At 58.7% G+C, this 25,818-nt stretch carries 22 protein-coding genes and 4 tRNA genes; 16 read left to right on the plus strand and 10 right to left on the minus strand.

The features are described 5' to 3' along the window. The first annotated feature begins 1 nt into the window (after position 1). From ACZZ0G_RS20795 to ACZZ0G_RS20815, 5 genes are all read left to right on the plus strand, one after another. Positions 2-733, plus strand: coding sequence for an adenosylcobinamide-GDP ribazoletransferase (locus tag ACZZ0G_RS20795; protein WP_463557365.1), 732 nt, complete (start codon positions 2-4; stop codon positions 731-733). Positions 734-908: 175 nt separating this feature from the next. Continuing rightward, positions 909-1,313 (plus strand): MarR family winged helix-turn-helix transcriptional regulator, encoded by a 405-nt coding sequence (locus ACZZ0G_RS20800; protein WP_007919794.1) that lies wholly within the window; start codon positions 909-911, stop codon positions 1,311-1,313. A gap of 53 nt (positions 1,314-1,366) precedes the next feature. Then, a complete protein-coding gene (locus ACZZ0G_RS20805; RefSeq protein ID WP_463557366.1) occupies positions 1,367-2,575 on the plus strand; it encodes an MFS transporter in 1,209 nt (402 codons plus the stop codon). Next, on the plus strand, positions 2,572-2,694 hold the full coding sequence (locus ACZZ0G_RS20810) for a hypothetical protein (protein ID WP_463557367.1): 123 nt from the start codon (positions 2,572-2,574) through the stop codon (positions 2,692-2,694). Before ACZZ0G_RS20805 ends, ACZZ0G_RS20810 begins: the two co-directional genes overlap by 4 nt. A 54-nt stretch (positions 2,695-2,748) precedes the next feature. After that, positions 2,749-3,309, plus strand: a complete 561-nt coding sequence (locus ACZZ0G_RS20815) for a glutathione peroxidase (RefSeq protein ID WP_007919788.1) — start codon at positions 2,749-2,751, stop codon at positions 3,307-3,309. Between the two features lie 211 nt (positions 3,310-3,520). On the opposite strand, the gene ACZZ0G_RS20820 is transcribed toward ACZZ0G_RS20815, so the two are convergent. The 3 genes from ACZZ0G_RS20820 to ACZZ0G_RS20830 all read right to left on the minus strand — a co-directional run bounded on the left by ACZZ0G_RS20820 (position 3,521) and on the right by ACZZ0G_RS20830 (position 5,920). Next, positions 3,521-4,792: an OmpP1/FadL family transporter gene (locus ACZZ0G_RS20820; RefSeq protein WP_463557368.1), complete on the minus strand. Its 1,272-nt coding sequence runs from the start codon at positions 4,790-4,792 to the stop codon at positions 3,521-3,523. Positions 4,793-4,938: 146 nt separating this feature from the next. Beyond that, positions 4,939-5,421 carry a hypothetical protein gene (locus tag ACZZ0G_RS20825; protein ID WP_463557369.1) on the minus strand — a complete coding sequence of 161 codons (483 nt, stop codon included), beginning with the start codon at positions 5,419-5,421 and terminating at the stop codon, positions 4,939-4,941. A 274-nt stretch (positions 5,422-5,695) separates the two neighbouring features. Beyond that, positions 5,696-5,920 carry a hypothetical protein gene (locus tag ACZZ0G_RS20830; protein WP_003214941.1) on the minus strand — a complete coding sequence of 75 codons (225 nt, stop codon included), beginning with the start codon at positions 5,918-5,920 and terminating at the stop codon, positions 5,696-5,698. Between the two features lie 962 nt (positions 5,921-6,882). On the opposite strand from ACZZ0G_RS20830, the gene ACZZ0G_RS20835 reads away from it, so the two are divergent. Together ACZZ0G_RS20835 and ACZZ0G_RS20840 are read left to right on the plus strand one after the other, a co-directional pair. Beyond that, the gene (locus tag ACZZ0G_RS20835; RefSeq protein WP_463557370.1) at positions 6,883-7,206 is read left to right on the plus strand and encodes a sel1 repeat family protein; all 324 of its coding nucleotides are present in this window, start codon (positions 6,883-6,885) and stop codon (positions 7,204-7,206) included. A gap of 175 nt (positions 7,207-7,381) precedes the next feature. Beyond that, complete coding sequence (locus tag ACZZ0G_RS20840) at positions 7,382-8,746, plus strand: DNA recombination protein RmuC (RefSeq protein WP_163013634.1); 1,365 nt, start codon at positions 7,382-7,384, stop codon at positions 8,744-8,746. 105 nt (positions 8,747-8,851) lie between these two features. Here the strand turns inward: ACZZ0G_RS20840 and ACZZ0G_RS20845 are convergent, their stop codons facing one another. Continuing rightward, entirely contained in the window at positions 8,852-12,322 is a 3,471-nt protein-coding gene (locus ACZZ0G_RS20845) for a hybrid sensor histidine kinase/response regulator (RefSeq protein WP_463557371.1), read from the minus strand. A gap of 222 nt (positions 12,323-12,544) precedes the next feature. After that, positions 12,545-13,087, minus strand: coding sequence for a TetR/AcrR family transcriptional regulator (locus ACZZ0G_RS20850; RefSeq protein ID WP_463557372.1), 543 nt, complete (start codon positions 13,085-13,087; stop codon positions 12,545-12,547). A 92-nt stretch (positions 13,088-13,179) separates the two neighbouring features. Between ACZZ0G_RS20850 and ACZZ0G_RS20855 the strand changes: the two genes are divergently transcribed. The 4 genes from ACZZ0G_RS20855 (at position 13,180) to ACZZ0G_RS20870 (ending at position 17,954) form a co-directional block, all read left to right on the plus strand. Then, positions 13,180-14,367 carry an MFS transporter gene (locus tag ACZZ0G_RS20855; protein WP_463557373.1) on the plus strand — a complete coding sequence of 396 codons (1,188 nt, stop codon included), beginning with the start codon at positions 13,180-13,182 and terminating at the stop codon, positions 14,365-14,367. Between the two features lie 44 nt (positions 14,368-14,411). Beyond that, positions 14,412-14,723: a cupin domain-containing protein gene (locus ACZZ0G_RS20860; RefSeq protein WP_463557374.1), complete on the plus strand. Its 312-nt coding sequence runs from the start codon at positions 14,412-14,414 to the stop codon at positions 14,721-14,723. 105 nt (positions 14,724-14,828) lie between these two features. Continuing rightward, a complete protein-coding gene (locus tag ACZZ0G_RS20865) occupies positions 14,829-15,980 on the plus strand; it encodes a TDT family transporter (RefSeq protein WP_463557375.1) in 1,152 nt (383 codons plus the stop codon). A gap of 99 nt (positions 15,981-16,079) precedes the next feature. Then, positions 16,080-17,954, plus strand: coding sequence for an MFS transporter (locus tag ACZZ0G_RS20870; protein WP_463557376.1), 1,875 nt, complete (start codon positions 16,080-16,082; stop codon positions 17,952-17,954). Positions 17,955-18,067: 113 nt separating this feature from the next. Here the strand turns inward: ACZZ0G_RS20870 and sugE are convergent, their stop codons facing one another. From sugE to rdgC, 3 genes are all read right to left on the minus strand, one after another. Beyond that, positions 18,068-18,382, minus strand: a complete 315-nt coding sequence (sugE, locus tag ACZZ0G_RS20875; RefSeq protein ID WP_003223093.1) for a quaternary ammonium compound efflux SMR transporter SugE — start codon at positions 18,380-18,382, stop codon at positions 18,068-18,070. Between the two features lie 119 nt (positions 18,383-18,501). Continuing rightward, positions 18,502-19,467 (minus strand): bile acid:sodium symporter family protein, encoded by a 966-nt coding sequence (locus ACZZ0G_RS20880; RefSeq protein ID WP_463557377.1) that lies wholly within the window; start codon positions 19,465-19,467, stop codon positions 18,502-18,504. Positions 19,468-19,631: 164 nt separating this feature from the next. Next, positions 19,632-20,552, minus strand: coding sequence for a recombination-associated protein RdgC (gene rdgC / locus ACZZ0G_RS20885; protein WP_127926381.1), 921 nt, complete (start codon positions 20,550-20,552; stop codon positions 19,632-19,634). A gap of 159 nt (positions 20,553-20,711) precedes the next feature. On the opposite strand from rdgC, the gene ACZZ0G_RS20890 reads away from it, so the two are divergent. The 5 genes from ACZZ0G_RS20890 (at position 20,712) to ACZZ0G_RS20910 (ending at position 22,824) form a co-directional block, all read left to right on the plus strand. Next, positions 20,712-20,787: transfer RNA gene (locus ACZZ0G_RS20890), tRNA-Val, on the plus strand. A gap of 19 nt (positions 20,788-20,806) precedes the next feature. Next, positions 20,807-20,883: transfer RNA gene (locus ACZZ0G_RS20895), tRNA-Asp, on the plus strand. 191 nt (positions 20,884-21,074) lie between these two features. Beyond that, a tRNA-Val gene (locus ACZZ0G_RS20900) sits at positions 21,075-21,150 on the plus strand. Between the two features lie 19 nt (positions 21,151-21,169). Further along, positions 21,170-21,246, plus strand: a tRNA-Asp gene (locus ACZZ0G_RS20905). Between the two features lie 204 nt (positions 21,247-21,450). Then, positions 21,451-22,824 carry a hypothetical protein gene (locus ACZZ0G_RS20910; RefSeq protein WP_463557378.1) on the plus strand — a complete coding sequence of 458 codons (1,374 nt, stop codon included), beginning with the start codon at positions 21,451-21,453 and terminating at the stop codon, positions 22,822-22,824. On the opposite strand, the gene ACZZ0G_RS20915 is transcribed toward ACZZ0G_RS20910, so the two are convergent. Next, positions 22,825-23,988 (minus strand): catalase family protein, encoded by a 1,164-nt coding sequence (locus ACZZ0G_RS20915; protein ID WP_463557379.1) that lies wholly within the window; start codon positions 23,986-23,988, stop codon positions 22,825-22,827. After that, on the minus strand, positions 23,985-25,793 hold the full coding sequence (locus ACZZ0G_RS20920) for a di-heme-cytochrome C peroxidase (RefSeq protein WP_463557380.1): 1,809 nt from the start codon (positions 25,791-25,793) through the stop codon (positions 23,985-23,987). Before ACZZ0G_RS20920 ends, ACZZ0G_RS20915 begins: the two co-directional genes overlap by 4 nt. Positions 25,794-25,818 lie beyond the last annotated feature (25 nt).

The following is a 25,818-nucleotide window of genomic DNA, read 5'->3' on the forward strand; positions in this document are numbered from 1 at the left end:
CATGGTGCCGCTGTGGATCGCCCTGCAATTTCTCAGCAGCCTGCCGATTCGTCTGCCGGGGATGCCCGAGCCGGAACAGTTGGGGCGTTCGTTGCTGTTTTATCCGCTGGTGGGTCTGTTGTTTGGCGTGATCCTCTGGGCGTTGAATCTGGCGTTAGCGGGCGCACCGTTATTGCTGCATGCGGCATTACTGTTGACGGTTTGGGTGCTGCTCAGCGGTGCCCTGCACCTTGATGGTCTGGCGGACAGCGCCGATGCCTGGCTCGGCGGTTTTGGTGATCGCGAGCGCACGCTGACGATCATGAAAGATCCGCGCAGCGGGCCGATTGCGGTGGTCACGCTGGTGTTGGTGTTGCTGCTCAAGTTCGCGGCGCTACTGGCGCTGATCGAGCAACAGCAAGGCCTTGCGTTGATCATTGTGCCGTTGCTCGGGCGGGCGGCATTGCTGGGGTTGTTCCTGACCACGCCGTATGTGCGGGCCGGTGGGTTGGGGCAGGCGTTGGCGGATCATTTGCCGCGCAGGGCCGGGTGGTGGGTGCTTGGCTTGAGTGCGCTGGCCTGTGTGTTGATCGCCGGGTTTGGCGCGGTTGTGGCGCTGGTGATTTCGGTCGTCGTGTTTGTCTGGCTGCGGCGGGTGATGATGCGGCGGTTGGGCGGGACCACCGGCGATACGGCGGGCGCGCTGCTGGAATTGCTGGAGATGGTGGTGTTGGTTGGATTGGTTTTGGTCTGACAGATATGGGTTGTCTGTGCTGGCCTCTTCGCGAGCAAGCTCGCTCCCACAGGGGATCGCACCGCAAATGTGGGAGCGAGCTTGCTCGCGAAGACGGCCTTACGGGCAGCACAAATGTTTTGGGTAAACTCATCTGTAACTTGATTTAACACAGTCGCGGGTATATACACGCATCATGCTTCCTTCTCAGTGTTTATGCACCAACCTGCGTCGCGCCGCTCGTGGCGTCAGCAGGCATTACGACGGCGCTCTCGACGGCTTCGGGATCAACGTTGCCCAGTATTCTTTGCTGTGCAACCTGCAGCGTCTGGATCAACCAAGCATCTCGGAACTGGCCGAAGCCATGGGCCTGGATCGCAGCACTCTCGGGCGCAATCTACGGGTGCTGGAAGGCGAGGGGCTGGTAGCACTGGCCGAGGGCGAGGACATGCGTAACCGCATCGTCAAACTCACCGAGACCGGCGTGCAGCGTCTGGCAGCCGCGCTGCCGGCTTGGGAAGCGGCGCAGCAGCGGTTGATCGATCGACTGGGCGCCGAGAAGCGCGAAACCTTGCTCAGATTGCTGGATGAACTGGCCTGAGGCCGGTTTTTTCCAAACTTAAGCGGGTATATACCCGCAAGCGGAGAACAATAATGACATCGATGTGGCGTACGTGTGGTTGGGTGTTGGTCGGTAGTGCGCTGATCCTGGCGTTGTCATTGGGCGTGCGGCACGGTTTCGGTCTGTTCCTGTCGCCAATGAGTGCGCAGTTCGGCTGGGGGCGCGAAGTGTTTGCCTTCGCCATCGCTTTGCAGAATCTGATTTGGGGTCTGGCGCAGCCGTTTACCGGTGCGCTGGCCGACCGTTTCGGCGCTGCAAAAGTAGTACTGATCGGTGGCGTGCTTTATGCGTTGGGCCTGGTGTGCATGGGGCTGTCGGACTCGGCGGTAACATTGTCGCTGAGTGCCGGCCTGCTGATTGGTATCGGCCTGTCCGGCACCTCGTTCTCGGTGATCCTTGGCGTCGTCGGCCGCGCAGTCCCGCCGGAGAAACGCAGCATGGGCATGGGCATTGCCAGCGCCGCCGGTTCGTTCGGCCAGTTCGCCATGTTGCCGGGCACCCTGGGGTTGATCGGCTGGCTCGGTTGGTCCGCCGCTCTGCTGGTATTGGGGCTGTTGGTGGCGCTGATCGTGCCGTTGGTGAGCATGCTCAAGGACAAGCCGTTGCCGGTGCTTGGCCATGAACAGACTTTGTCCGAAGCACTGCGCGAAGCTTGCTCGCATTCCGGGTTCTGGTTGCTAGCGTTCGGTTTTTTCGTCTGCGGTTTTCAGGTGGTATTCATTGGTGTACACCTGCCGGCTTATCTGGTCGATCAGCATCTGCCGGCGACTGTCGGTACCACGGTGCTGGCGTTGATCGGCCTGTTCAACATCTTCGGCACCTACACCGCCGGCTGGCTCGGCGGGCGCATGTCCAAGCCACGCTTGCTGACCGCGCTGTATCTGTTGCGCGCGGTGGTGATCGTGTTGTTCCTGTGGCTGCCGGTGACGACCACGTCGGCTTACCTGTTTGGCATGGCCATGGGTTTCCTGTGGCTGTCGACGGTGCCGTTGACCAACGGTACGGTGGCGACCTTGTTTGGCGTGCGCTATCTGTCCATGCTCGGTGGCATCGTGTTCCTGTTCCATCAGCTCGGCTCGTTCCTGGGCGGCTGGCTGGGCGGGGTGGTGTATGACCGAACCGGGAGTTATGACTTGATCTGGCAAGTGGCTGTTCTTTTGAGCCTGCTGGCGGCCGCACTGAACTGGCCGGTGCGCGAACGTCCGGTCGCACGCCTGCAAGTCGCCGCGAGCGCGACATGAGTGGATTCTGGCCACGATTGGCCATCACTGCACTCGGCGTCGCTCTGCTGGCGCTGGTGTGGTGGGGCTGGCGTCAGGGCGGTCTGGCGCTGATGCAGTTGGGCATGAGCATTTGCTAGAACGAGGCGTGGCGAGTAACGTCGAGTTCTGACGACTGCTCAAGGATGCTCGACATGCTGATGCGCTGGTGTGCTGTTCCCGCGTTGCTGATGGCGTTGACCGGCCTGGCCCAGGCCGCTGACTGTCCCGAATTGCTGCAAGGTTCGCTGCCCAAGTTGCGGGCCAAGGAATCCATCGATCTGTGCAAGCAGTACGCCGACAAACCGTTGGTGGTGGTCAATACTGCAAGTTTCTGTGGTTTTGCTCCGCAATTCGAAGGCCTTGAAGCGCTGCATAAGCGCTACGAAGGTCAAGGGCTGGAAATGCTCGGCGTCCCTTCCAATGACTTCAAGCAAGAATCCAAGGACAGCGCCGAGACCGCCAAGGTCTGCTACGCCAACTACGGCGTGACGTTCGCCATGACCGAGCCGCAGAAAGTCCGTGGCGATGACGCCACCCATCTGTTCCAGGTGCTGGCGGCACAGAGCAGCGCGCCGAAGTGGAATTTCTACAAATATGTGGTTGATCGCCAGGGCAAGGTGATCGCTAACTTCTCCAGCCTGACCAAACCGGATGATCCGGAATTTATCGCCGCGATCGAAAAAGCCATCGCCTCGAAACCCCTCAAACCCTGACGCGCCGGGATCTTTGTGGGAGCGAGCCTGCTCGCGAATGCGGTCTGTCATTGGATATATCCATTGGCTGATCCACCGCTTTCGCGAGCAAGCTCGCTCCCACAATGGCTATCGTTAAATGGGTGAAAATGCCAGAAACCAAAAAAGCCCCGCCTCTGTAAAGAGAGCGGGGCTTTTTTGTGGGCGAGGGGCTTAGCCTCGCCACGCAGCATCAGAAGCGGTAGGTCGCGCCGACACCGAAACCGTTTGCCGAGTTTTCATACTTCGAGTTGTAGCTCTGGCCACGATCGTTCTGGTTGCGGATGTTGACCGACTCTTCCTTCAGGTACGAGTAGGCCACGTCGATGGTCAGATCTTCGGTCGGGCTCCAGCCGGCACCGATGCTGAAGATCGTCCGGTCGCCGGTAGGAATGCGTGGCGAGCGGTCGACGTTGTTGGTCGGCGACTGGTCGAAGGTCAGACCGGTACGCAGCACCCATTCCTTGTTCAACTGGTACGAAGTACCCAAGGCATAAGCCCAGGAATCGTGCCAGTTCTGGTCTTCGGTGATCTCGCCGAACTGACCGGCCAGCAGCGGCTGCACACCGGAGTTCTTGACGGTGATTTTCTCCAGCTGGCTCCAGCGGGTCCAGGTAGTACCGGCGTATACGTTCCAGCGATCGTTGATCGCCTGGGTTACCGAGAGGTCGACCGATTCAGGCGTGGTGATCTTCAGTGAAGCGTCGTACTTCTGGTTGGCGCCCAGACCGACTGCGGCCAGTGCGCCGTAGTTGACCTTGGTGTCGCCTTCGAGCTTGTAGTCGACTTTCGAGTGGTACGTCAGACCGACGCGAGTGCTGTCGGTGGCTTGTACCAGCAGGCCGACGTTGTAGCCCAGTGCAGTGTCGTCACCCTTGATCTTGACCTTGCCGTCCGGCAGGGCTTGAGTGATCGACAGGTTGGACTCCAGCGAGCCGTCAATGCGGTTGATGGTTGGACCGAAACCGATCGACACCTTGTCGTTGAAGGCGTAGCTGACAGTTGGCTGGAATGTGATCACTTGTACTTCGGACTTGCTGCCGAAGTAACGGCCGGCAAAGCCTTTTTCGTAATCGGTGATCAGACCGAAAGGCACATAAACACCGAGGCCGAATGCCCAGTGATCATCGATTGGTTTGACGTAGAAGCCCATAGGTACGGAGGTGAAGGGCACCATGTCGCCTTTGTTGCTGCCGCCGTTAGGGCTGGAGCTGGCGTCGCTGATATCGGTTTTTGCATCGAGAAATGCAACACCGCCGGTGACTTGTTCGCGCTTCAGGCGCGACATGCCGGCAGGGTTGCCATAAACAGTGCTTGCATCATCGGCAGAAGAAGATCGCCCTGCATAACCAGTACCCATCCCGCTAATGCTGTGTTCGTTGATGGCAAAGCCAGCTGCGAAGATCTGGGTGGATGCCATGGTAACGGCGAGGCTAAGGGTGGTTTTGAGCATGACTTTTTTCATTATTAGAACTCCTGGTGATCACCGGGGCGAAAATTACCAACATTTTCGTCCCAGCGCTATAGTCCGTATGCCTTGATTTAGAGCGGTTTTGTAGGACAATCCGACCAGATTCGCGACCTGTTGTGCGATCTTCTGAAACCAGCCGGTCAGCAAGCGACCTGATTCACCGTTGAAACACAGGTGTGCCAGGCGTAAGTGAAATCGCGCAGACGACCCTGGGGGTGAAAGGTCTGGCGCCAGATACGCGCCATCCCGAGCAAATCGTTCGAATCGGGGAGGGTGGGGTTTTGCTCTTCTACCAGCAACCAGGCAATGGCTGTGGCATAACGCAGATTGACTGTCAGTTCGAGGTGCGGGCCACTCAGGAATGCATGTTGACTGGCGAGGCCGCGAACCAGGCTGGCACGCTCCGGGTCGAGCGCCAGATAATCATCCCAAAGGGCCTGATGGCGATGCTCGGCGATGCGATAGAGGCCGTGGCCACGGCGGTCATGCAGGGCGGAACCCAGGGCTGACTGGCTGGCGGCAATGCCCAGCAGCAGAGATTCGGCAGTCGCGCTGTGACGTCCCAGGTAGATCAGTGTGGGACGGATCACGTAGCGGCACAGTTCGCTGGCGGCGATACCCATAAAACCCTCGGTTCTTGTTATTGATGGCGAGTCCTGAAGGTGGGCTTGGCAGCAGTGGATCGGTTCAGGCTCGCCGCAAGCGGATCACGCCGCTTGAGTTGAAGTGTAGTGTCATATTCGCGACGTAAAGGCCTGTTTTTAAAATATTTCCGGCTTCGAGTTATAACCGTTATATCGGATGGTGCTTAAGCTCAAAGGGTGAAAAGTGAAACATCAGGCAATAAAAAGCCCCGCGTTTTGTGCGGGGCTTTTGCTTTTGCAGCCTTTTCGGCTTTCAGGCAACCAGTGCCTGACGGGTACGATCGATCACGGCCTGCAGCGGTTCTGCGCTGGAGTACTGATCAGGGTAAAGACGCTCGCTGTGGCGGGCGATACCGTGTTCGTTGACCAGTGTGAAGCTGAAGCAGCCTTTGCGAGCGGCCATGATCAGGCAGTTCATTGGTGCAAAAGCGTTGGTTAGGGTGCGAATGGCATCCTGAGTATGGATTTGAGTAGACATAGTTATTAGGTGTTCCTACAAATGACACGGATAAGAACCGTGCAACGTTAAAACGTTCCAGTAACGTCGACCACCATTGGTCGAACGAAGAACCCGACTGGAACAAAGCAGCCAGTTTGAAGCGCTATTGAGTTGGCGCGCTTGGGCTGGCAGGTAGGTACTTAGGAGGGCAGGCATCACAACGAGGGCAAAGGTTCTGGGCCCGGGGTGAAGATCCTGATCAATTTGCAGGTTGGTTCGGTCAGAGTAAGTGGTCTTCGCAACACCCTTCACATCATTGGAAGGCTGTGTTGTCGCAAGATTTACCTGGAAACCATCGAGGGGTCGTTCCCGCTTTTTTCGGTAAAGGCTTCTTGGAAGAAGGTTGACCGTGGGGATGTGTTCGACCGGAATTGACTTTCAGCTTGGTACTAACGCCGCGGATACTAACGGATCGAAATGCACAAAGCAAACCCTCGGTGAAAAAATATTGCGCACCAGGGGAGGGTACGTTTGCCGGTCAGGGGGGCGCACTGAATTGGCCCGATTTTCGACCGCCGGTCGGTGAAGAGTTTTTCATCGAGTCGTGCGTCTGGCCTGCTTATCCCCAGGAAAACACCGAAAGCGACCCGAAAAAGCGCATCGATATAACCAGGTAACAGGTACTTGTGCACATTAGTTGCGCAGCCTGTAACGGCGCTGTCACATCAAACCTGACCCGGATGGCTGCCTGCATCGAAAGTTTAAGTCAATGAAAAACATCGCTTTTTTTTGTTGGTGAAAAAATCGTCAGTTTGACTGCGAGCCCCATTCCATAAGGCTTTGCGACGGTTGGAGGACGGTTGTCCACTGAGTTATCCACAGCTTCTGTGGATTGTCCCGAGCGCTTGCTCTAGGACGGGCGTGCCGGGTTATTTTTCGACTTTACCTGTAAGAAAAAGAGAGTAGAGTGGCGCGCCTTCCGATTCGTCCCGCAGTGCTTTATGAAGTTTCGCTCAGTATCAGACTCTGTTACCTCACAAGCTCCTTCTGTTACCCCGCCCAAACGATTTTCCGTTCGCGTTGCCGAATGGCTGCTCGACAGCCCGCGCCTGAGCGACAGTCATAACGCCAAACACATCGCTGGCCGCCTGCTCAAGCAACCGGCGCGTGAAGGCGTTGTGGCTGCGCAAAGCCGTCTCGGTCAGTTGATGTGCCGCGAGTGCGGTAACGCCCGGGATCGGCGCATCGGTCAGGATCTGCTGCGCCAGGCCGCCCGTGCCGGCGATCGTCGGGCGCAACAGGAACTCGGTCTGCTTGAAGACTGAGCTGTCCAAGACCTGACACCTTGGTTAACCTTCAGGCTTTATAAGATTGGCGGGAGTGGCTATGGCGATGGACTTGACCAGCGTATTGCTGGGGCTTGCAGGAGCGGGATTGCCGCTGCTGGCGCTGGCCTGGCAACTGCAGCGCCGGGCGAGCAATGGCCAAGCCGAGGTCGCTTTGCTCGAAGAACGTCTGGCCATGGCACAACTGGCCCAGGACGGACTCAACGCGCAGCTTGACGCCAGCCGCGATGAAGTCGCTGATCTCGGCCAGGCCAACGCCGCCAAACAGGCCGATCTGGCCGCTCTGCGCCGGGAAGTCGAATTGCTGCAGATCGAGCGAGACGACGCCCGGGATGCCTCCCACGCCTGGAACCTCGAACGCGCCAACAAGGAAGCCGAGCTGCGCCGTCTGGACGCACAGGCCGCTTCGCTCAATGCCGAGCTGCGCGAGCAACAGGAAAGCCACCAGCAACGCCTCAACGACCTGCAAGGCTCGCGCGATGAGCTGCGTGCGCAGTTTGCCGAACTGGCCGGAAAGATCTTCGATGAGCGCGAGCAGCGCTTTGCCGAGACCAGTCAGCAACGGCTCGGTCAACTGCTCGATCCGCTGAAGGAGCGCATTCAATCCTTCGAAAAACGCGTGGAAGAAAGCTATCAGGCCGAGGCCCGCGAACGTTTCTCGCTGGCTAAAGAGCTTGAACGGCTGCAGGCACTCAACCTGCGTTTGAGCGATGAAGCGACCAACCTGACCCGTGCCCTCAAAGGCCAGAAAACCCAAGGCAACTGGGGCGAACTGATTCTCGAACGTGTGCTCGAACACGCCGGCCTGGAGAAGGGCCGCGAGTACCAGACTCAGGTCAACCTCAAAGGCCCGGACGGCGAACGCTTTCAGCCTGATGTGATCATCTACCTGCCGGGTGACAAACAGGTGGTGGTGGATTCCAAAGTGAGCCTCACCGCGTATCAGCAATACGTGGCTGCCGATGACGATAGCCTCGGGCAGATCGCGATCAAGCAGCACGTGCTGTCGTTGCGCAATCACGTCAAAGGCCTGGCCGGCAAGGATTACAAGCGTCTGGAAGGCTTGCACAGCCTCGATTTCGTTTTGCTGTTCGTGCCGATCGAAGCGGCGTTTTCGGCGGCGTTGCAGGCTGAGCCGAGCCTGTTTCAAGAAGCCTTCGACCGCAACATCGTCATCGTCAGCCCGACCACGTTGCTGGCGACGCTGCGGGTGATCGACAGTCTGTGGAAGCAGGAACGCCAGAGCCAGAACGCCCGGGAAATTGCCGAGCGCGCCGGGTGGCTGTACGACAAGTTTGTGCTGTTCATCCAAGATCTGGACGAGGTCGGCAATCGTCTGCAACAGTTGGATAAAGCTTACAGTTCAGCGCGCAACAAGCTCACAGAGGGACGCGGCAACCTGGTCAGTCGCAGTGAACAACTCAAGTTGCTCGGCGCGCGGGCGAGCAAGAGCTTGCCGGCGGATTTGCTGGAGCGGGCGATGACCGATGTCGACGGCCTCGTCGAACTCCCGGAATAGCCCAAAAGCTTCGTCGGATCGCCTTCGCGAGCAAGCTCGCTCCCACAGGTGAATGCATTTCAAACTGTGGGAGCCTGCTCGCGAAGGCGTCAGTAATGTCACCACCTACAACGGCAAATACCGACTCAACAACGCCCGCAACGCCGCTGGCTTCACCGGTTTGGCCAGATAATCCAGCCCCGCCGCATGCACCTGCGCAACCATCTCCGGTCGCCCGTCAGCACTGATCACCACCCCCGGCACCGGTTCACCCAGGCTTGTGCGCAACCACGCCATCAATTCAGTGCCGGTATCCCCGTGATCGAGGTGATAGTCAACCAGCGCGACTTGCGGTCGAACCCCATCGTTCAACAACGCCGCGCATTCCTCGCGATTGCGCGCCGTCCATACCTGACAGCCCCAGCGGCTCAGCAGGCTGTTCATGCCGATCAGGATGCTGTCCTCGTTGTCGATGCACAGCACTTGCGCGCCGCTCAGCAACTTGCCATTCAATTCGACGGCGGCGCTGGCCGCCACTGCTTGTGAGCGAGCCAGCGGCACACTGACGCTGAACACACTGCCGCGACCCGGCCACGAGCGCACCCGCAAGGTGTGACCGAGCACCCGGCACAAGCCATCGGCAATCGCCAATCCCAGCCCGAGGCCTTTTTCGGCGCGGGTCTGATGGCTGTCGAGGCGTTTGAATTCCTCGAAAATCACCTGCTGTTTGTCTTCCGGAATCCCTGGCCCGCGATCCCACACTTCCAGACACAGTTCGCCGTCGCGTCGGCGCACGCCCAGCAACACCGGACCTTTGGCGTAGCGAAATGCGTTGGTGAGGAAGTTCTGCAGAATCCTGCGCAGCAATTTGATGTCGCTGTCGATGCGCAAATGACTGCCGCGCACACGGAAGGTCAATCCTTGTTCCTGGGCCAGTGCCTTGAACTCGGCACCGAGGGTGTCGAACAGTTCGTTGACCGCAAATGCCTTGCGATCCGGATTGATCTTGCCGTTTTCCAGTCGGGAAATGTCCAGCAGATCGCTGATCAAGTCTTCCGCTGACCGCAGCGAGCTGTCGAGGTGTTGCACCAGTTTCTGCGCCTCGCCGCTCAAGCCGTCGTCCTGATGGGAGAGGGCGGCGGAGAACAACCGGGCGGCGTTCAGCGGCTGCATCAAGTCATGACTGACCGCCGCGAGAAAACGGGTTTTCGACTGGTTTGCCGACTCGGCGTTGCCCTTGGCTTCGGTCAGCGCGACGTTGAGTTGCGACAGTTCCTGGGTACGTTCGCTGACCCGTTGCTCGAGCCCTTCGTTGGCCTCGGTCAGCGCCTGCTCGGCTTCGCGGAACGCGGTGATGTCGGTGAAACTCATGACAAAACCACCACCGGGCATCGGGTTGCCGATCAGCTCGATCACCCGGCCATTGGGGAACAGGCGTTCGGAGGTGTGCGCGCGGCCCTGACGCATCCAGTGCAGGCGCCGGGCCACGTGGACCTCGGCTTCACCGGGGCCGCACAAGCCGCGTTCGGCGTTGTAGCGAATGATGTCGGCAATCGGCCGGCCCAGTCTGATCAAACCGTCCGGGTAGTTGAACAGCTCCAGATAGCGGCGGTTCCATGCCACCAGCTTCAGCGACTGGTCGACCACGCTGATGCCTTGGGTGATGTTCTCGATCGCGCCTTGCAGCAGGGCGCGATTGAACTGCAGCACTTCCGAGGCTTCGTCGGCGATGCGAACTACGTCCTCCAGTTGCATTTCCCGACCTTCGATGGCGGCTTTCACCACGGCGCGTGTCGAAGAAGCGCCAAGCACACCGGCCAGCAGCCGTTCGGTGTGGGCGATCCATTCGCCATCGGCATTCTGGTTCGGGTTGAAGCCTTTGCCTTGGCGATAAGCGAAACGAATAAAACTCTGTCGCGCGCGTTCTTCACCGACGAATCGCGCGGCCAGTTGCAGCAAATCGTCGATCTGCACCGCCAGCATCGAACGTGCGCTCGGTCGGGCGCTGATTTCCTGGCCGATAAAGCGCCCGGCCTGCCAGTGTTCCGAGACCCGCGTGCGCGACAGCACCGAGACCCACGCAAACAGCGTAAAGTTGCCCGCCAGCGACAGCACCACGCCTTGTGTCAGCGGGGTGATCGGCAGGTTCAACGGATTGCTGTGCAACCACGCCAGCCCCGGGAAACTATTCAGCGACCAGCCAAGGCTGTGCGCGGCGATCGGCAGAATCAGCGTGTAAAACCACAAAAACGTACCGGCCGCGAGACCGGCGAAAACACCGCGGCGGTTGGCCTGTTTCCAGTACAACGCGCCGAGCATCGCAGGTGCCAGTTGGGTGACCGCCGCAAAGGCAATCTGGCCGATGGTCGCCAGGCTCGCGGTAGAACCGAGCAAGCGATAGCTGACGTACGCCAGCAGCAGAATGACCACGATGCTCACGCGGCGCACCGAGAGCATCCACTGGCGGAACACTTCGAACGGGCGCTCGGCATTATTTCTGCGCAACAGCCATGGCAACAGCATGTCGTTGGAGACCATGGTCGACAACGCCACACTGGCGACAATCACCATGCCGGTCGCTGCCGACGCGCCGCCGATAAACGCCAGCATCGCTAGCGCCGGGTGGGCTTGCGCCAATGGCAGGCTGATTACGAAGGAGTCGGGCAACACGTCGCTGGGCAACATCATCTGACCGGCTAAAGCGATCGGGACTACAAACAAAGCAGCCAGGGCGAGGTAAGCCGGAAACACCCACTTGGCCAAGCGCAGATCCTGCGGGTCGATGTTCTCCACCACCGTGACGTGGAACTGCCGAGGCAGGCAGATGATCGCCATCATCGCCACACCGGTCTGCACCACCATCGACGGCCAATTGATGGTTTCTTTCCAGTATTCCTCAAGGCGCGGGGCGAGCATGGCCTGGTTGAACAAGTCATCGAAACCGTCATACAGGCCATAAGTGACAAAGGCGCCGACGGCGAGAAAGGCGAACAGCTTGACCAGCGATTCGAAAGCAATCGCCAGCACCATGCCACGGTGGTGTTCAGTGGCGTCGAGGTTGCGTGTGCCGAAAACGATGGTGAACAACGCCAGCACCAGCGACACGATCAGCGCGGTGTCCTGGGCGCGAGTGCCCATGGCGTCCGCCCCGGCGCCGATCAACAGGTTCACGCCGAGGACGATGCCTTTGAGTTGCAGGGCAATGTAGGGCAGCACGCCGACCAGACAGATCAGCGCCACGACCACCGCCAGCGATTGTGATTTGCCGTAGCGCGCGGCGATAAAGTCAGCGATGGAGGTGATGTTCTCCTGTTTGCTGATCATCACCATTTTCTGCAGAACCCATGGCGCGCCGACCAGCAGCAGGATCGGGCCGAGGTAGATCGGCAGGAATGACCACAGTTGTTCCGCTGCCTGGCCGACCGCGCCGAAGAATGTCCAACTGGTGCAATAGACCGCCAGCGACAGGCTGTACACCCAGGCACGCATGCGCGGCGGCAATGGCGCGCTGCGACGGTCGCCGTAGAAGGCGATGGCGAACATGATGGCCATATAGGCCAGGGCGACGGCGGCGATCAGCCCGGTGGACAGCGACATGCAACACTCCCGACAAAAGACTCCCCGGCACTCCTGCCCGGGCGGACAGTCTCGCATGCGCGGGGCGGTTAGTCAGTGTCGACCAAGGTCGTGGCGTGGCGGGGTGTCGCAGGGGTGGAACCCGTCGGTTTCTGGGGTGACCGGGTGGGCCCTTTCGCGAGCAGGCTCGCTCCCACAGGGGAATGCATCTCAAATGTGGGAGCGAGCCTGCTCGCGAAGGCGTCAGTCCTGCTGCAATGAAATATCGATCAGCCGATGCAGCTCATCCACCTCCAGCGCCGCCGCCGAAAACAGAATCCGGAACACCACTGGTGCGACCACCAGATTGATCAACCGATCAACACTCGGTGCCACTTCACCCGGGTGCCGCTCAACGATCGTCTGCAGCTGCGCGCCAATGATCGTCACGCAATACCTCGGCGTAGCACTGGCCTGCACATCGCGCATCATGTTGCGCCCGGGCTCGGAGCTCATTTCGTCGAGATACTGTTCGGCCCACGCGCGAATATCGCTGCGCAAGCTGCCGGTTTGCGCCGGCTCGCTGTCCGGTCGCATGCGGGCGAGGGCGACGTCGGCCAATAACGCCGAAAGATCACCCCAGCGCCGATATATCGTCGACGGTGTAACCCCCGCGCGTGCGGCGATTTGCGGGACGGTAACCGTCGAGCGCTCCTGTTCTTGCAGAAGCGCTCGGACTGCCGAATGAATTGCATCTTGCACCCGGGCACTGCGGCCGCCGGGGCGTAAACCTTCTTTAATAGCCATGGGGGCAGACCTTAACACAAAGAATTTGCTTTAAGCGCGAGGCGGTAGCACACTCCGCAAAAGCAAAAAATTAGCTTTTGCGGAGTGTGCACATGACCAGCCTTGCTTCCAACCGATCCAGCCTGTGGTTTCTGGCGATCACCTTACTCAGTTTTCTCGCCGCGTCCACGGCGCCGACGCCGCTGTATCACCTGTATCAGGATCAACTGCACTTTTCGGCAGCGGTGCTGACGCTGATTTTCGGCGTCTACGCGCTCAGTCTGTTGGCGGCTCTGTTAACAGTCGGTTCGCTGTCCGATCACTTGGGACGCAAACCGGTGATCTTCACCGCCGTGCTGCTCAACGCGTTGGCGATGTTGCTGTTTATCTACGCCGACAGCGTGGCATGGCTGATCAGCGCACGTGTTCTGCAAGGTTTTGCCACCGGCATGGCGACGGCAGTGTTGAGCGCGACGTTGCTCGATACGGATCGCCAACAAGGGCCGTTGATCAACAGCGTCGCGCCGTTATTGGGGATGGCGCTGGGCGGCATGGGTTGTGGTTTGCTCGCTGAATTCGCTCCTGCGCCGTTGCAACTGACTTATTGGCTGCTGCTCGGATTGTTTGTATTGCAGGGGATTTATGTCTGGCGTCTGCCGGAAAGTGTCTCGCCGCAAGCCGGGGCCTTGGCATCATTAAAGCCGACGCTGCACGTACCGACTCAGGCGCGTTCAACATTGTGGCGAGTGCTGCCGCTGAACACCGCGACCTGGGCGCTCGGTGGTTTTTACGCTTCGCTGGCACCGTCATTGGTGCGCACGGCCACCGGTTCGACGTCCAACCTGATCGGCGGCTCGACCGTGGCGGCATTGACCCTGACCGGTGCGTTGATGATTTTCACCTTGCGCAATCGCAGCGCCAAACAAGCCTTGCGGCTGGGCGCGAGTTTGCTGCCGATCGGTCTGGTGCTGATCTTGCTCGGCGTGCACAGCGCGAGTCTTTCGCTGTTCTTCCTCGGCACGCTGGTCGCGGGCTGTGGGTTTGGTTCGGGTTTCCTCGGCGCAGTGCGCAGCCTGGTGCCGCTGGCCTTGCCTCACGAACGGGCCGGTTTGATGTCGGCGTATTACGTGCTCAGCTACCTCGCGTTCTGCCTGCCGGCATTGTTGGCCGGATATCTGGCTCGCACCTATGGCTTGCTGGCGACCACAGATGGTTACGGCGCAGTGCTGATCATGTTGGCGGTGGGGGCGCTGTTGCTCAGCCTGCGCGCCCACGCAGTCAAGGTGTGCAGCGCTCCCTGAGTTTCGGTTAGCCTTGCTTGGCCATTCTTCTCACGGATCGACTCATGAAGATTATTCGCAGCAAAACCTTCACCGCCGAGCGCGCCTGGGGCGCGCTGGACATCGCCAACATGAACGGCATCACCACGCGCCTGCACTGGACGGATCAGCCGTACAAATGGCACGTCAACGACGGCGAGGAAGTGTTCGTGGTGCTCGATGGCCAAGTGCGGATGCACTACCGCGAGCAGGGCGAAGAAAAACAGGTGCAGCTTGATGTCGGCGACATCTTCTACGCGAGCGTCGGCACCGAGCACGTCGCCCATCCGCAAGGCGCGGCAAGGATTCTGGTGATCGAGAGCGAAGGCAGCGTTTAATTGCTTATTTGGAAAACAGATAACAGTTAGAGATATTACCCGTTATATAGATATTCGATTCGGTTCTACCATGGACTCAACCTCACCAGAGGACAGGAGTTCATGATGACTTGCCCCAACAGCGCCAAACCCGGCATCAAGCCGTTCCGTCAGCTTCAGCATCCCCGTGAAGTGATCCGTCAGTTCACCCCTAACTGGTTCGCCGCGACCATGGGCACCGGTGTGCTGGCGTTGGCGCTGGCGCAACTGCCATTGGCCATCCCAGGCCTGCACGCCATTGCTGAAGGTTTGTGGTTGTTCAACATTCTGTTGTTCAGCCTGTTTACCGCTGCCTACGCCGCGCGCTGGATCCTGTTCTTCGATGAAGCGCGGCGAATTTTCGGCCACTCCACGGTATCGATGTTCTTCGGCACGATTCCCATGGGCCTGGCGACGATCATCAACGGCTTTCTGTTGTTCGGCCTGCCGCGTTGGGGCGACGGCGTGATTCATCTCGCCGAAGTGCTGTGGTGGATCGATGTGGCCATGTCGCTGGCCTGTGGCGTGTTGATTCCGTACATGATGTTTACCCGTCAGGAACACAGCATCGACCAGATGACCGCCGTTTGGCTGCTGCCGGTCGTGGCGGCAGAAGTGGCGGCGGCCAGTGGCGGTTTGCTCGCACCGCATCTTACCGATGCCCACTCGCAACTGGTGGTACTGACGACAAGCTACGTGCTCTGGGCTTTTTCCCTACCCGTAGCGTTCAGCATTCTGACGATTCTGCTGCTGCGCATGGCCCTGCACAAACTGCCCCACGAAAACATGGCCGCCTCGAGCTGGCTGGCCCTCGGCCCGATCGGCACCGGTGCGCTGGGCATGTTGTTGCTGGGCGGAGATGCGCCAGCGATCTTCGCCGCGAACGGCCTGCCGGGTATCGGTGAAATCGCTGCGGGTCTGGGGCTTATTGCCGGGATTACCCTGTGGGGCTTCGGTCTGTGGTGGATGCTGATGGCGCTGCTGATCACCGTGCGTTACCTGCGTGACGGCATCCCGTTCAACCTCGGCTGGTGGGGCTTCACTTTCCCGTTGGGCGTGTATTCGCTGGCAACCCTGAAACTGGCGAGCACCCTGAACCTGACGTTTTTCAGCGTTGTCGGCACGCTGTTGGTGATATTGCTGGCGGTGATGTGGCTGATCGTCGGTAAACGCACGGTGCAAGGCGCCTGGCGTGGCGAGCTGTTTGTCTCGCCGTGCATCGCAGGTTTGAAGAAATAACCTGAAAAGTTTAGGTAAGGTGTGGCCTGGAACGCGGTTCGAGATTCCAATAAGCAGTATCCAGGCCTCGCTACCTTCAACATCAGGGAAACACGGAAGATGAGTCACCCCTCACAGTTCAACCTGCTGCGCACCCGGCGCTTCCTGCCGTTCTTCATCACACAGTCGCTTGGCGCGTTCAACGACAACGTGTTCAAGCAGTCGCTGATCCTCGCCATTCTCTATCGGCTGACCATCGAGGGTGACCGTTCGATCTGGGTCAACCTGTGTGCGTTGCTGTTTATCCTGCCGTTTTTTCTGTTCTCGGCATTGGCCGGGCAGTTCGGGGAAAAATTCGCCAAGGACGCGCTGATCCGTCTGATCAAACTCGCGGAAATCGCGATCATGGCCGTAGGATCGGTCGGTTTCCTATTCGATCATTTGTCGCTGATGCTGGTGGCGCTGTTCGCCATGGGCACCCATTCGGCGCTGTTCGGGCCGGTGAAGTATTCGATCCTGCCGCAAGCGTTGCGCGAGGATGAGCTGGTAGGCGGCAACGGCCTGGTCGAGATGGGCACGTTTCTGGCGATTCTCGCCGGAACGATCGGCGCCGGGGTCATCATGTCTTCCTCGCACTATGCGCCGCTGGTGTCCTGCGCCATCGTCGGGATTGCCGTGCTGGGTTATCTCGCCAGTCGCAGCATTCCCCGCGCCGCGGCGTCCTCTCCGGAAATGCGCCTGAACTGGAACATCTTCAGTCAATCCTGGGCCACGCTGAAGCTCGGTTTGGGCCAGACGCCGGCGGTATCGCGTTCGATTGTCGGCAACTCATGGTTCTGGTTTGTCGGGGCGATTTACCTGACGCAGATTCCGGCCTATGCCAAGGAATGGATGCACGGCGATGAGACCGTGGTCACCCTGATTCTGACGGTGTTCTCGGTCGGTATCGCGCTGGGCTCGATGCTCTGCGAGAAACTGTCCGGGCGCAAAGTCGAGATTGGCTTGGTGCCGTTCGGCTCGTTTGGTCTGACCGTGTTCGGTTTGCTGTTGTGGTGGCATTCCGGTGGAATTCCCGACAGCGTCACCGGCCACAGCTGGATTGAAGTGCTGGGCTTTGTGCATACCTGGGCGGTGTTGGTCGACATACTCGGCCTCGGTGTTTTCGGTGGTTTCTACATCGTCCCGCTGTATGCCTTGATCCAGTCGCGCACCGCCGAGAACGAGCGGGCACGAGTGATTGCCGCCAACAACATTCTCAACGCGTTGTTTATGGTGGTCTCGGCCATCGTCTCGATCGTTCTGCTGAGCGTGGTCAAACTGTCGATTCCACAGCTGTTCCTGGTGGTGTCGCTGCTGAACATCGGCGTCAACGCCTACATCTTCAAAATCGTCCCTGAGTTCAGCATGCGCTTCATGATCTGGCTGCTCAGCCATTCCATGTACCGTGTCGAGCACCGCAACCTTGAAGCGATTCCCGATGAAGGCGCGGCATTGCTGGTGTGCAACCACGTGTCGTTCGTCGATGCCTTGCTGATTGGCGGCGCGGTGCGTCGGCCGATTCGCTTTGTCATGTACTACAAGATCTACAACTTGCCGGTGCTGAACTTTATCTTTCGCACCGCGGGGACCATTCCGATTGCCGGGCGTAACGAAGACATCCAGATCTACGAAAAGGCCTTCACCCGGATTGCCCAGTATCTGAAGGAAGGTGAGCTGGTGTGCATCTTTCCGGAAGGCAAATTGACCGCCGACGGCGAAATGAACGAGTTCAGGGGCGGGCTGACGCGGATTCTCGAGGAGACGCCGGTGCCGGTGATTCCGCTGGCGTTGCAGGGTCTTTGGGGGAGTTTCTTCAGTCGCGACCCGAACAAAGGCTTGTTTCACCGGTTGTGGTCGCGGGTGACGTTGGTGGCGGGTTCGCCGGTAGCGGTTGATGCGGCGGAGCCGGCGAAGTTGCAGGGGTTGGTGGGGGAGTTGCGCGGGGCAGTTAGATAGCGGCGATTTTAACGGCCTCTTCGCGAGCAGGCTCGCTCCCACATTCAACCGCGTTCGATCATTGGAATACGATCCACTGTGGGAGCGAGCCTGCTCGCGAAAGCGGTAGTGGCTTAAGCGCTGACCTTGAGGCCAATCAAACCGGTAATGATCAACGCCACACTGGCCAGTCGAATCAGCGCCATCGACTCGCCAAACAGGATGATCCCGGCAATCACCGTGCCCACGGCACCGACGCCGGTCCAGATCGCATAGGCCGTGCCCAGCGGCAACTCCTTCATCGCCAGACCCAGTAGGCCAAGGCTGATGGCCATGGCCGCGACGGTCAGTACGGTGGGCAGCGGGCGGGTGAAGCCGTCGGTGTATTTCAGGCCGACGGCCCAGCCGACTTCGAACAGGCCGGCGAAAAACAGAATGATCCAGGACATGAGAGACCTCCATCGATTGACGGGGTCGTCCCCAGATTAATGACTCGATCGAGCCGCAGGGTCGTCCCCGCGTTGCGCGATAGTGTGACGAGCATTAACCCGGGGATCAAGTTTGCGGGTCAGTCAGCCGCTTGCTGCGCCAGAGTCTCGCGATCTTCTTTTTCACTCATGCGCCGGAAGTACGTCGACAGCAGGGCACCGGAAATATTGTGCCAAACGCTGAACAGCGCACTCGGCACCGCCGCCAATGGCGAGAAATGTGCGCTGGCCAGTGCGGCGCCCAATCCCGAATTCTGCATGCCCACTTCCAGCGCCAACGATTTGCGCTGGGCCAGCGGCAGCTTGAACAGACGCCCGGTGAAGTAGCCCAGCAGATAACCGAAGCTGTTGTGCAGCATCACTACGGCCATGATCAACAGGCCGGATTCGGCGATTTTCGCCTGACTCGCGGCGACCACGGCGGTGACGATGATCACGATGCTGACCACCGACACCAGCGGCAACACATCCACCGCATGACGAACTTTGTCACCGAGCAGGCGCTGGGCAACCACACCGAGAATGATCGGCAGCAACACCACTTGCAGGATCGACCAGAACAGCTCCATGAACGACACCGGCAACCACGCTGAAGCCAGCAGCCAGATCAGCGCCGGGGTCAGCAGCGGGGCGAGGAGGGTGGTAACGGCAGCGATCGCGACCGATAGCGCCAGATCACCGCGAGCCAGCCAGGTCATCACGTTGGACGACGTGCCGCTTGGGCAGCAGCCGACCAGAATCACACCGACGGCGATTTCCGGTGGCAGATGAAATGCCTGGCAGAGCAACCACGCCACACCCGGCATGATCACGAAATGTGCAACCACGCCCAGCGCCACGCGCCACGGATGGCGGGCGACAGCAGCGAAGTCGTCGAGTTTGAGGGTCAGGCCCATACCGAACATGACAAGCCCTAGCAGCGGCACGATCGCGCTTTTGAGGCCGAGGAACCACGCCGGTTGCAGGAAGGCCACAACGGCGAATATCAGAACCCAGTAAGCGAAGGTATTGCCGACAAAGCGGCTGAGTGCAGCCAGTGCGCGCATGGCCTGGTCCTTATTATTAAATGAACACCACAAATCGAACTGTGGGAGCTGGCTTGCCAGCGATGGCGTTGTATCAGGCAACTTTCAGCTATCTGATGTACCGCTATCGCTGGCAAGCCAGCTCCCACATTTGTACCGGTTCCTTCATTGGGAACTGGTTGGCTTTAGATCCCCTGCGGAGTCTCTTCCCCACCCAACGCTTCAACCAGCGCCGGCAGGAAGTCGCCAAAGGTCAGCATCATCAGGGTGAAGCTGGCATCCAATTGACCCAGTGCCTCATCGCCGCCGTCCTGTTCTGCCTGATCCTGCAACAGATCTTCGAACTTCAGACGTTTGACGGTCATCTTGTCATCGAGCATGAACGACAACTTGTCTTGCCAAGCCAGCGACAACTGAGTGACCACTTTGCCGGTGCTCAGGTGCAGCTGGATTTCTTCGCTGGTCAGATCCTGACGCTTGCAACGCACGATACCGCCATCTTCGTGGGTGTCGCGCAGTTCGCACTCGTCCAGAACATAGAAGTCGTCGGCGGCTTTTTGCGTGGTGACCCATTCAGTCATGACCGCAGTCGGTGCCATTTTCACGGTCAGCGGACGGACGGGCAGGGTGCCGATCACTTCACGCAGGGTCGACAGCAGGTCTTCGGCGCGTTTCGGGCTGGCCGAGTTGACCAGAATCAGACCCTGTTTCGGCGCGATGGCGGCAAAGGTCGACGAGCGACGAATGAAGGCGCGCGGCAGGAACGCCTGGATGATTTCATCCTTGATCTGATCGCGTTCCTTCTTATAGACCTTGCGCATCTGCTCGGCTTCGATCTCTTCGACCTTCTCCTTGACCGCGTCGCGCACGACGCTGCCCGGCAGGATGCGTTCTTCTTTACGCGCGGAAATCAGCAGGAAGTCACCGCTGACGTGCACCAATGGAGCATCTTCGCCTTTGCCGAACGGCGCGACGAAACCGTAGGTGGTCAACTCCTGGCTTGCACATGGACGCGCCAGTTTGGTGGCCAGTGCAGTTTCCAGCGCCTCGGCATCGACAGGCAGGTCTTGGGTCAGGCGATAGATAAGCAGGTTTTTGAACCACATGGGGTGAGTCTCTCCTTTATACAAAGGGGGGCATTATTGTCTTCGCCGTCTCATAGGCCAACCCTTCTCTAAGCCTTTGGAAGGCCTGAGAAAATTATTTAAAAAAGTGCTTGCCAGAGGTTGGGTCGCTCCGTAGAATGCGCGCCACACCGAAGCGAAGGGTGATTAGCTCAGCTGGGAGAGCGTCTGCCTTACAAGCAGAATGTCGGCGGTTCGATCCCGTCATCACCCACCATTCGTTTCAAGTGTTTAGCGCAGCGGTAGTTCAGTCGGTTAGAATACCGGCCTGTCACGCCGGGGGTCGCGGGTTCGAGTCCCGTCCGCTGCGCCATATTCGGTAACCTGGACCACTGAACGCCAGGTCACCACGGAAAAACCCGCCAAGGCGGGTTTTTTTCTGCTCCAAGGTTGTACCCGCGGGATGTGTCGTTTTACTGGTTTTCGGATTTATTTGAAAAAAAATTCAATTAAATCAACACTTTACGAAAACTTGTGGCATAATGCGTCCCGTAACGAAGCGAAGGGTGATTAGCTCAGCTGGGAGAGCGTCTGCCTTACAAGCAGAATGTCGGCGGTTCGATCCCGTCATCACCCACCATTCGTTTCAAGCGTTTTGCGCAGCGGTAGTTCAGTCGGTTAGAATACCGGCCTGTCACGCCGGGGGTCGCGGGTTCGAGTCCCGTCCGCTGCGCCATATTCGGAATCTGGAACACTGAACGCCAGATTCCACAGAAAGCCCGCCTAGTGCGGGCTTTTTGCTGTCTGGCGTTTGAGTATTTTTCGCTGCATATATCTATGTAGTGCCTGCCAGCCAAGTCGCTTTCGGACAATGGCAACGTTGTTCATGACCCATTTCGCGTCATGAACCCGTTCAATTGCCTACCGAGAGACTGAATTCATGAGTGATTCCCTTCCAGCAAAACCTGCCGAAAACTCGGTGGACTTAGCGTTTCTGGCGCGCAAACCGCCATTCCTTGAATGTGATGACGCCGCCGCCTTTCTCCATGGCATGAAGTTCGAGGCAAACACCGAGGTTCTCTGGTTCATCCTGAAAAATAGCCAGGGACGGTATGTTTGTGCCGAGTTCTTGAAATCAGACGCACCGGAAGTGAGTAACGACAGCACCCCACTCGAAGATTCACTCTTCGTGTCCAAGTGTGCGAGAGGGCAATTGTGCGTACCTGTCGGATATACCGTCGCCGCGAGTTTCCATTTACATCCACGCGCAGAGGGGGGCATAAATGAAATCCCGGTGGAGTTGTCTTATCGCAATCGCTTTTTTTCGTGGGCCGATCTGTGGAGCGTAATGAATCCACGGCGCCAATACTCCAGGTGCTATCTGTCCACAGGTAAGGACGGTCTTGTTTCATACACTTCAAACGCATCAGACTTTGAATCTGAATTGGCCCGACAGATTGCGAAAAATACAGACAAAAGTGCCAGTTTGTTTCAGCGCTTGTATGAAAGAGGCGCTTTTCCGGCCAGCATCTGGATTCTGTTGGCCATCGGGGCCGGTGAACTCAAGATGGTGGTCAAAGGCGTTGTCGACGATGCGATGTGGTCGCGCCGAGGCGCACTGAAAGCCAGTTGGAAATGGGATATTGACCCGAATAACAAGACAGGGAGTACGTCGGTTGAGCTGATGCCGGTTTTCAGTCCCGTTTTCCATGACATTGCGGGCGTTGCGTCTTATTGGCGTATGAGGCAGCGCAATTCATTGGTCGGGCAATATGTCGGCATTGTTCTCAAACATACATCCCGTGATGAGTTTATTGCCACGACTGCCGAATACAGCGAGTACATCAATTTTGACTTGCCTGAGATCTTCCCCAAGGATCGGCATGGCAACCTCCAGTTTCCCGAGGGGTTCCGGGTCTATGGTTTCTATCATTCCAGCAAGCCGTCGCTTCCAGACCGTTTGCCCGCCGCAGACACCGAACGCTTCAAGAACTTTTTTTCCACCGCGGATATGCAGGTCGGTCTGGATCGGCTGGTCGCCGCCCCTCAGCACCACTTGTTCGTGATCACACCTGACGGGGCAGTTTTGAGCTTTTCGCAACCCGACATTCCAGTCCGATCGCTGATTGTTGAGTTGACGCCGGACTTTGAGGAAAAGTTGATCTCGGGTGAAATCACGACACAGATGTTTGTCGACAAAGTGGCGGCTGCCGGAAACCTGAGCGTGCTCTTGCCGAGTTCGACATGGCCGAATGTCGGCAGGGTCAGGCCGTCTGCCGAGGTGATCACGCAGATTCCCGAGCCAGCAGAGTAATTACTCACCATTGCGCTGGTGGCGATAGTCGCTGACCGCCTCGTACACGGCTTTGCGCAGGCGGTTGATGCCACCGATCGGGCGGTGCGCTTCGACGCCAAACCATGGATTGAACGACAGATTGTCGCATTGCAGATTCAGCGCCGGCGTATCGAAATCCTGTGCTGGCAAGGTGATCCGCGCAACGGTTTCGAAAGGCGAATCCTGTTCGCGCCATTCGATGCTCGTGTCTTCGATCGGCATATATTTGTTGGCGTCCTGACGCTGGATCTGCAGGACAAAACAGGCAGGCACTCGATCCGTTGAAAGCTGCTGGTTGAGTGCGCTGCGCAGGAAATTCGGCAGGTCGTGGTTCTGCTTGGGCAACGTGTATGCCGGGCAATGATCGGTATCGGGTGCTACACGAAATTTTGCATTGGCTTCACCGAACTTGTAGGGCGAAACCGAAAAGTAGGTCGCCGCCGCCGGGCTATCCGGCGCTGGCGACAAGGTCGCCAGCGCAATCAACACATGGCGGATCTGCCAGGTGCGCGGATCCCATCCGGGGAAAAACGCCATGACCTTTTTGCCGTCAGCCTGCGCCGCCACATTCTGACGGTACTCGGCGACATCGCTGACAAAGAAGTTCGGGTGGCTGAACATCACGAAATCCTGCTCAGGCTGTGCCTGACGGTTGCCGAGCAGCTGTTTTCCGGGAACGTCCAGCAGTTTGATCGCCATGCCCCTGGCGTCGCGAATGCTGTCGAACTGTGGATAGGCATTGCCATTGGACAGGCGAATCATCGCCTGCCAGGTTTTGCCGGGCTCACTGAACACGCCCTGTCGCAGCGACTGCGTCAGTTCCGGCAGTACCTGCACTTGCGCCTGCACACAGCCATGAGCCTTGGCATGTGCGTCGCGCAGATAACGTGTGCCTTCGCGATGCTGATCGACGATGCGCACGGCGGTCTGGATCACGTCCTGCGTCATCGCGGCTTCACCGGGCGGAATCTGCTCCAGCGCTGACACCGGGCCACGGTGTTGCCAGGCAAACCATGCCGTGGCAATGGCCCAGCCGAGCAGGCCGATGCTGACCATGATCAGCAGGGCTTTACCAAGCAGACGTCCAAGCCACACCCAGATTCTGGTCAACAGCGGCAAATCTTTCTTGAAGGTCGAGATCATGGCAATTGCGCCTCCAATGGACCGCCGAGAACTTTCAGGTATTCGAGCAACGCCCAGCGTTCTTCGGGCTGCAACAGTCGGCCAATCACACCGTTACCGCGTTCGCCGGCGCGGAATTCATGGCCGCTGTTGCGGTTGCCGGTGATGCGCGTGTCGAACAGGAAGCCATTGCTAAACGCTTCGGTGCGATAGCCCAGATGCCGCGGATCGTATTCGAAGGTGCCCTTGAAAAAGGTTGTGGCGCGTTCGTCCTGCGGCGAAAGCAATTGATAGAGGCTCGGCACCGAACCGTTGTGCAGGAACGGCGCAGTGGCCCAGACACCGGCCAGCGGACGGGCTTTGTAGGCAACTTTCTCGCGCACGCCGATCGGCAGGCCGAAACCGTCCAGCCGGGGTTTCTCCTCTGGCGTGATGTTGGCTTCGCGGTAGGCGCGGTTTTCGACAAAGGCAGTGACGTAAGCCAGCCCTTTGGCCACCGACAATTGGCTCAGGTCCAGTGGCTCCTTGGGTGCCGGGTGCAGTTTGACGTCCATTTTTTCCAGCTCTTTCAGATCCCACTGCAGGGCGGTCAGGTCGAAACGGTGGCTGGCGATATTGTTGGCGGCGGTCGGGTCGGTACCGATGACATCGACCGGCAGCATGTGCAAATGCTGGACCCAGCGCTCACCTTCCTGCGTCTGGCGCGGTACGTGACAACCGGCGCAATTCTCGGCAAACAGCGTGCGTCCCTTGGCTGCCAAAGGTTTGTCGATGGCGCCGAACAGCTCTTCTGGCCAAGTGGGTGGCTTGAGTTTTTGCAGGGTTTCTTCGATTTTGTGCAGATCACGCACGCGCACGCTGGAGGCATAGCGAGCATCGCCTTGCAGCGGCTGGCCGTTGCCATCAAAGAAATTCAGGGTGGCACCGACGCCCAACGCTTCACCGATATTGCGCGCCATCGGCTGCTGCGCCGAGCCGTTCCACTGCACCCAATCGAATGTCCACATGTCCCACAGTTGCGGGTAATCCACCGGAGCATTGGCCACGCGGTAGTTGGCCGGGGAAATCGCATCGCCAAATGTCGCGTTGGCTATGCGTCCGAAGGCATCGGCGCGACCGGGGCCTTCTTCGGTTGGATAGAGACCGCGATGGGTGTCGTTCCAGGCGACTTTCAGGAAGGTGTTCAGTGAGGTTTTGAAGTCTTTGCGCAATTGCTTGTGGCGGGCGTCGTATTCGTCGCCAAGCACGGTTCTGGCAAAGCGTTCGAATTTCCATGGGTTGTAGTAAGTCGAGGTCAGACTTGCCACCAGAGCCTGTCCGAAACTGCCGCCGCGCAAAGTAGGAACACTGGAAGGCAGCACATGTTGCGCGGTACCGCCATCAATCCGCACGGCTTGGCCTTTGAAGCGCAATTCGCCGGTATGGCAAGCGGCGCAAGTGATGTCCAGATATTGCTCGGAGCTGCCGGGATTCTGATGGCGGGCAAAACCGACGGGGAGGTTGCCGGGGTTGTTCGCCGTGGCTTTCTGCTGCGGATCGATCAGAAAACCGAAACGCGCGAGGTAATCGGGCGAGGCGAAACGTTGCTCCGAGAAGGGCAACTCCAACGCCTGAAACCATTCATAGCGCAGGCCTTTGACCTGCGTGCCCTGGGGCGTGAAATAGTAGGTTTGCCGTTCTTCTTCACTCCACTGGTCCAGGTAATGCACCTGCTCGGCGGGGGTGTAGAAGGGCAATCTGGGATTGGCGACGTAATACAGAACCACGGCCAGGACGAGTCCCAGCAGCACCACGATCAGGGTCAGCACACGAAATAAAAGGCGCAAGTTAAACATCCTTGTCGAATTGTTG

The sequence above is a fragment of the Pseudomonas sp. AC169 genome (assembly GCF_979258515.1).

What these genes read in the sequence shown, in the direction of transcription:
- sugE (WP_003223093.1), bottom strand. Translation starts at nt 18,382, where the DNA reads ATGTCCTGGATCATTCTGTTTTTCGCCGGCCTGTTCGAAGTCGGCTGG.
- ACZZ0G_RS20830 (WP_003214941.1), bottom strand. Translation starts at nt 5,920, where the DNA reads ATGTCTACTCAAATCCATACTCAGGATGCCATTCGCACCCTAACCAAC.
- ACZZ0G_RS20850 (WP_463557372.1), bottom strand. Translation starts at nt 13,087, where the DNA reads ATGGCTATTAAAGAAGGTTTACGCCCCGGCGGCCGCAGTGCCCGGGTG.
- ACZZ0G_RS20855 (WP_463557373.1), top strand. Translation starts at nt 13,180, where the DNA reads ATGACCAGCCTTGCTTCCAACCGATCCAGCCTGTGGTTTCTGGCGATC.
- ACZZ0G_RS20870 (WP_463557376.1), top strand. Translation starts at nt 16,080, where the DNA reads ATGAGTCACCCCTCACAGTTCAACCTGCTGCGCACCCGGCGCTTCCTG.
- ACZZ0G_RS20800 (WP_007919794.1), top strand. Translation starts at nt 909, where the DNA reads ATGCTTCCTTCTCAGTGTTTATGCACCAACCTGCGTCGCGCCGCTCGT.
- ACZZ0G_RS20825 (WP_463557369.1), bottom strand. Translation starts at nt 5,421, where the DNA reads ATGGGTATCGCCGCCAGCGAACTGTGCCGCTACGTGATCCGTCCCACA.
- ACZZ0G_RS20835 (WP_463557370.1), top strand. Translation starts at nt 6,883, where the DNA reads ATGAAGTTTCGCTCAGTATCAGACTCTGTTACCTCACAAGCTCCTTCT.
- ACZZ0G_RS20915 (WP_463557379.1), bottom strand. Translation starts at nt 23,988, where the DNA reads ATGATCTCGACCTTCAAGAAAGATTTGCCGCTGTTGACCAGAATCTGG.
- rdgC (WP_127926381.1), bottom strand. Translation starts at nt 20,552, where the DNA reads ATGTGGTTCAAAAACCTGCTTATCTATCGCCTGACCCAAGACCTGCCT.
- ACZZ0G_RS20815 (WP_007919788.1), top strand. Translation starts at nt 2,749, where the DNA reads ATGCTGATGCGCTGGTGTGCTGTTCCCGCGTTGCTGATGGCGTTGACC.
- ACZZ0G_RS20910 (WP_463557378.1), top strand. Translation starts at nt 21,451, where the DNA reads ATGAGTGATTCCCTTCCAGCAAAACCTGCCGAAAACTCGGTGGACTTA.
- ACZZ0G_RS20820 (WP_463557368.1), bottom strand. Translation starts at nt 4,792, where the DNA reads ATGAAAAAAGTCATGCTCAAAACCACCCTTAGCCTCGCCGTTACCATG.
- ACZZ0G_RS20860 (WP_463557374.1), top strand. Translation starts at nt 14,412, where the DNA reads ATGAAGATTATTCGCAGCAAAACCTTCACCGCCGAGCGCGCCTGGGGC.
- ACZZ0G_RS20810 (WP_463557367.1), top strand. Translation starts at nt 2,572, where the DNA reads ATGAGTGGATTCTGGCCACGATTGGCCATCACTGCACTCGGCGTCGCT.
- ACZZ0G_RS20880 (WP_463557377.1), bottom strand. Translation starts at nt 19,467, where the DNA reads ATGCGCGCACTGGCTGCACTCAGCCGCTTTGTCGGCAATACCTTCGCT.
- ACZZ0G_RS20805 (WP_463557366.1), top strand. Translation starts at nt 1,367, where the DNA reads ATGACATCGATGTGGCGTACGTGTGGTTGGGTGTTGGTCGGTAGTGCG.
- ACZZ0G_RS20845 (WP_463557371.1), bottom strand. Translation starts at nt 12,322, where the DNA reads ATGTCGCTGTCCACCGGGCTGATCGCCGCCGTCGCCCTGGCCTATATG.
- ACZZ0G_RS20865 (WP_463557375.1), top strand. Translation starts at nt 14,829, where the DNA reads ATGACTTGCCCCAACAGCGCCAAACCCGGCATCAAGCCGTTCCGTCAG.
- ACZZ0G_RS20795 (WP_463557365.1), top strand. Translation starts at nt 2, where the DNA reads ATGGTGCCGCTGTGGATCGCCCTGCAATTTCTCAGCAGCCTGCCGATT.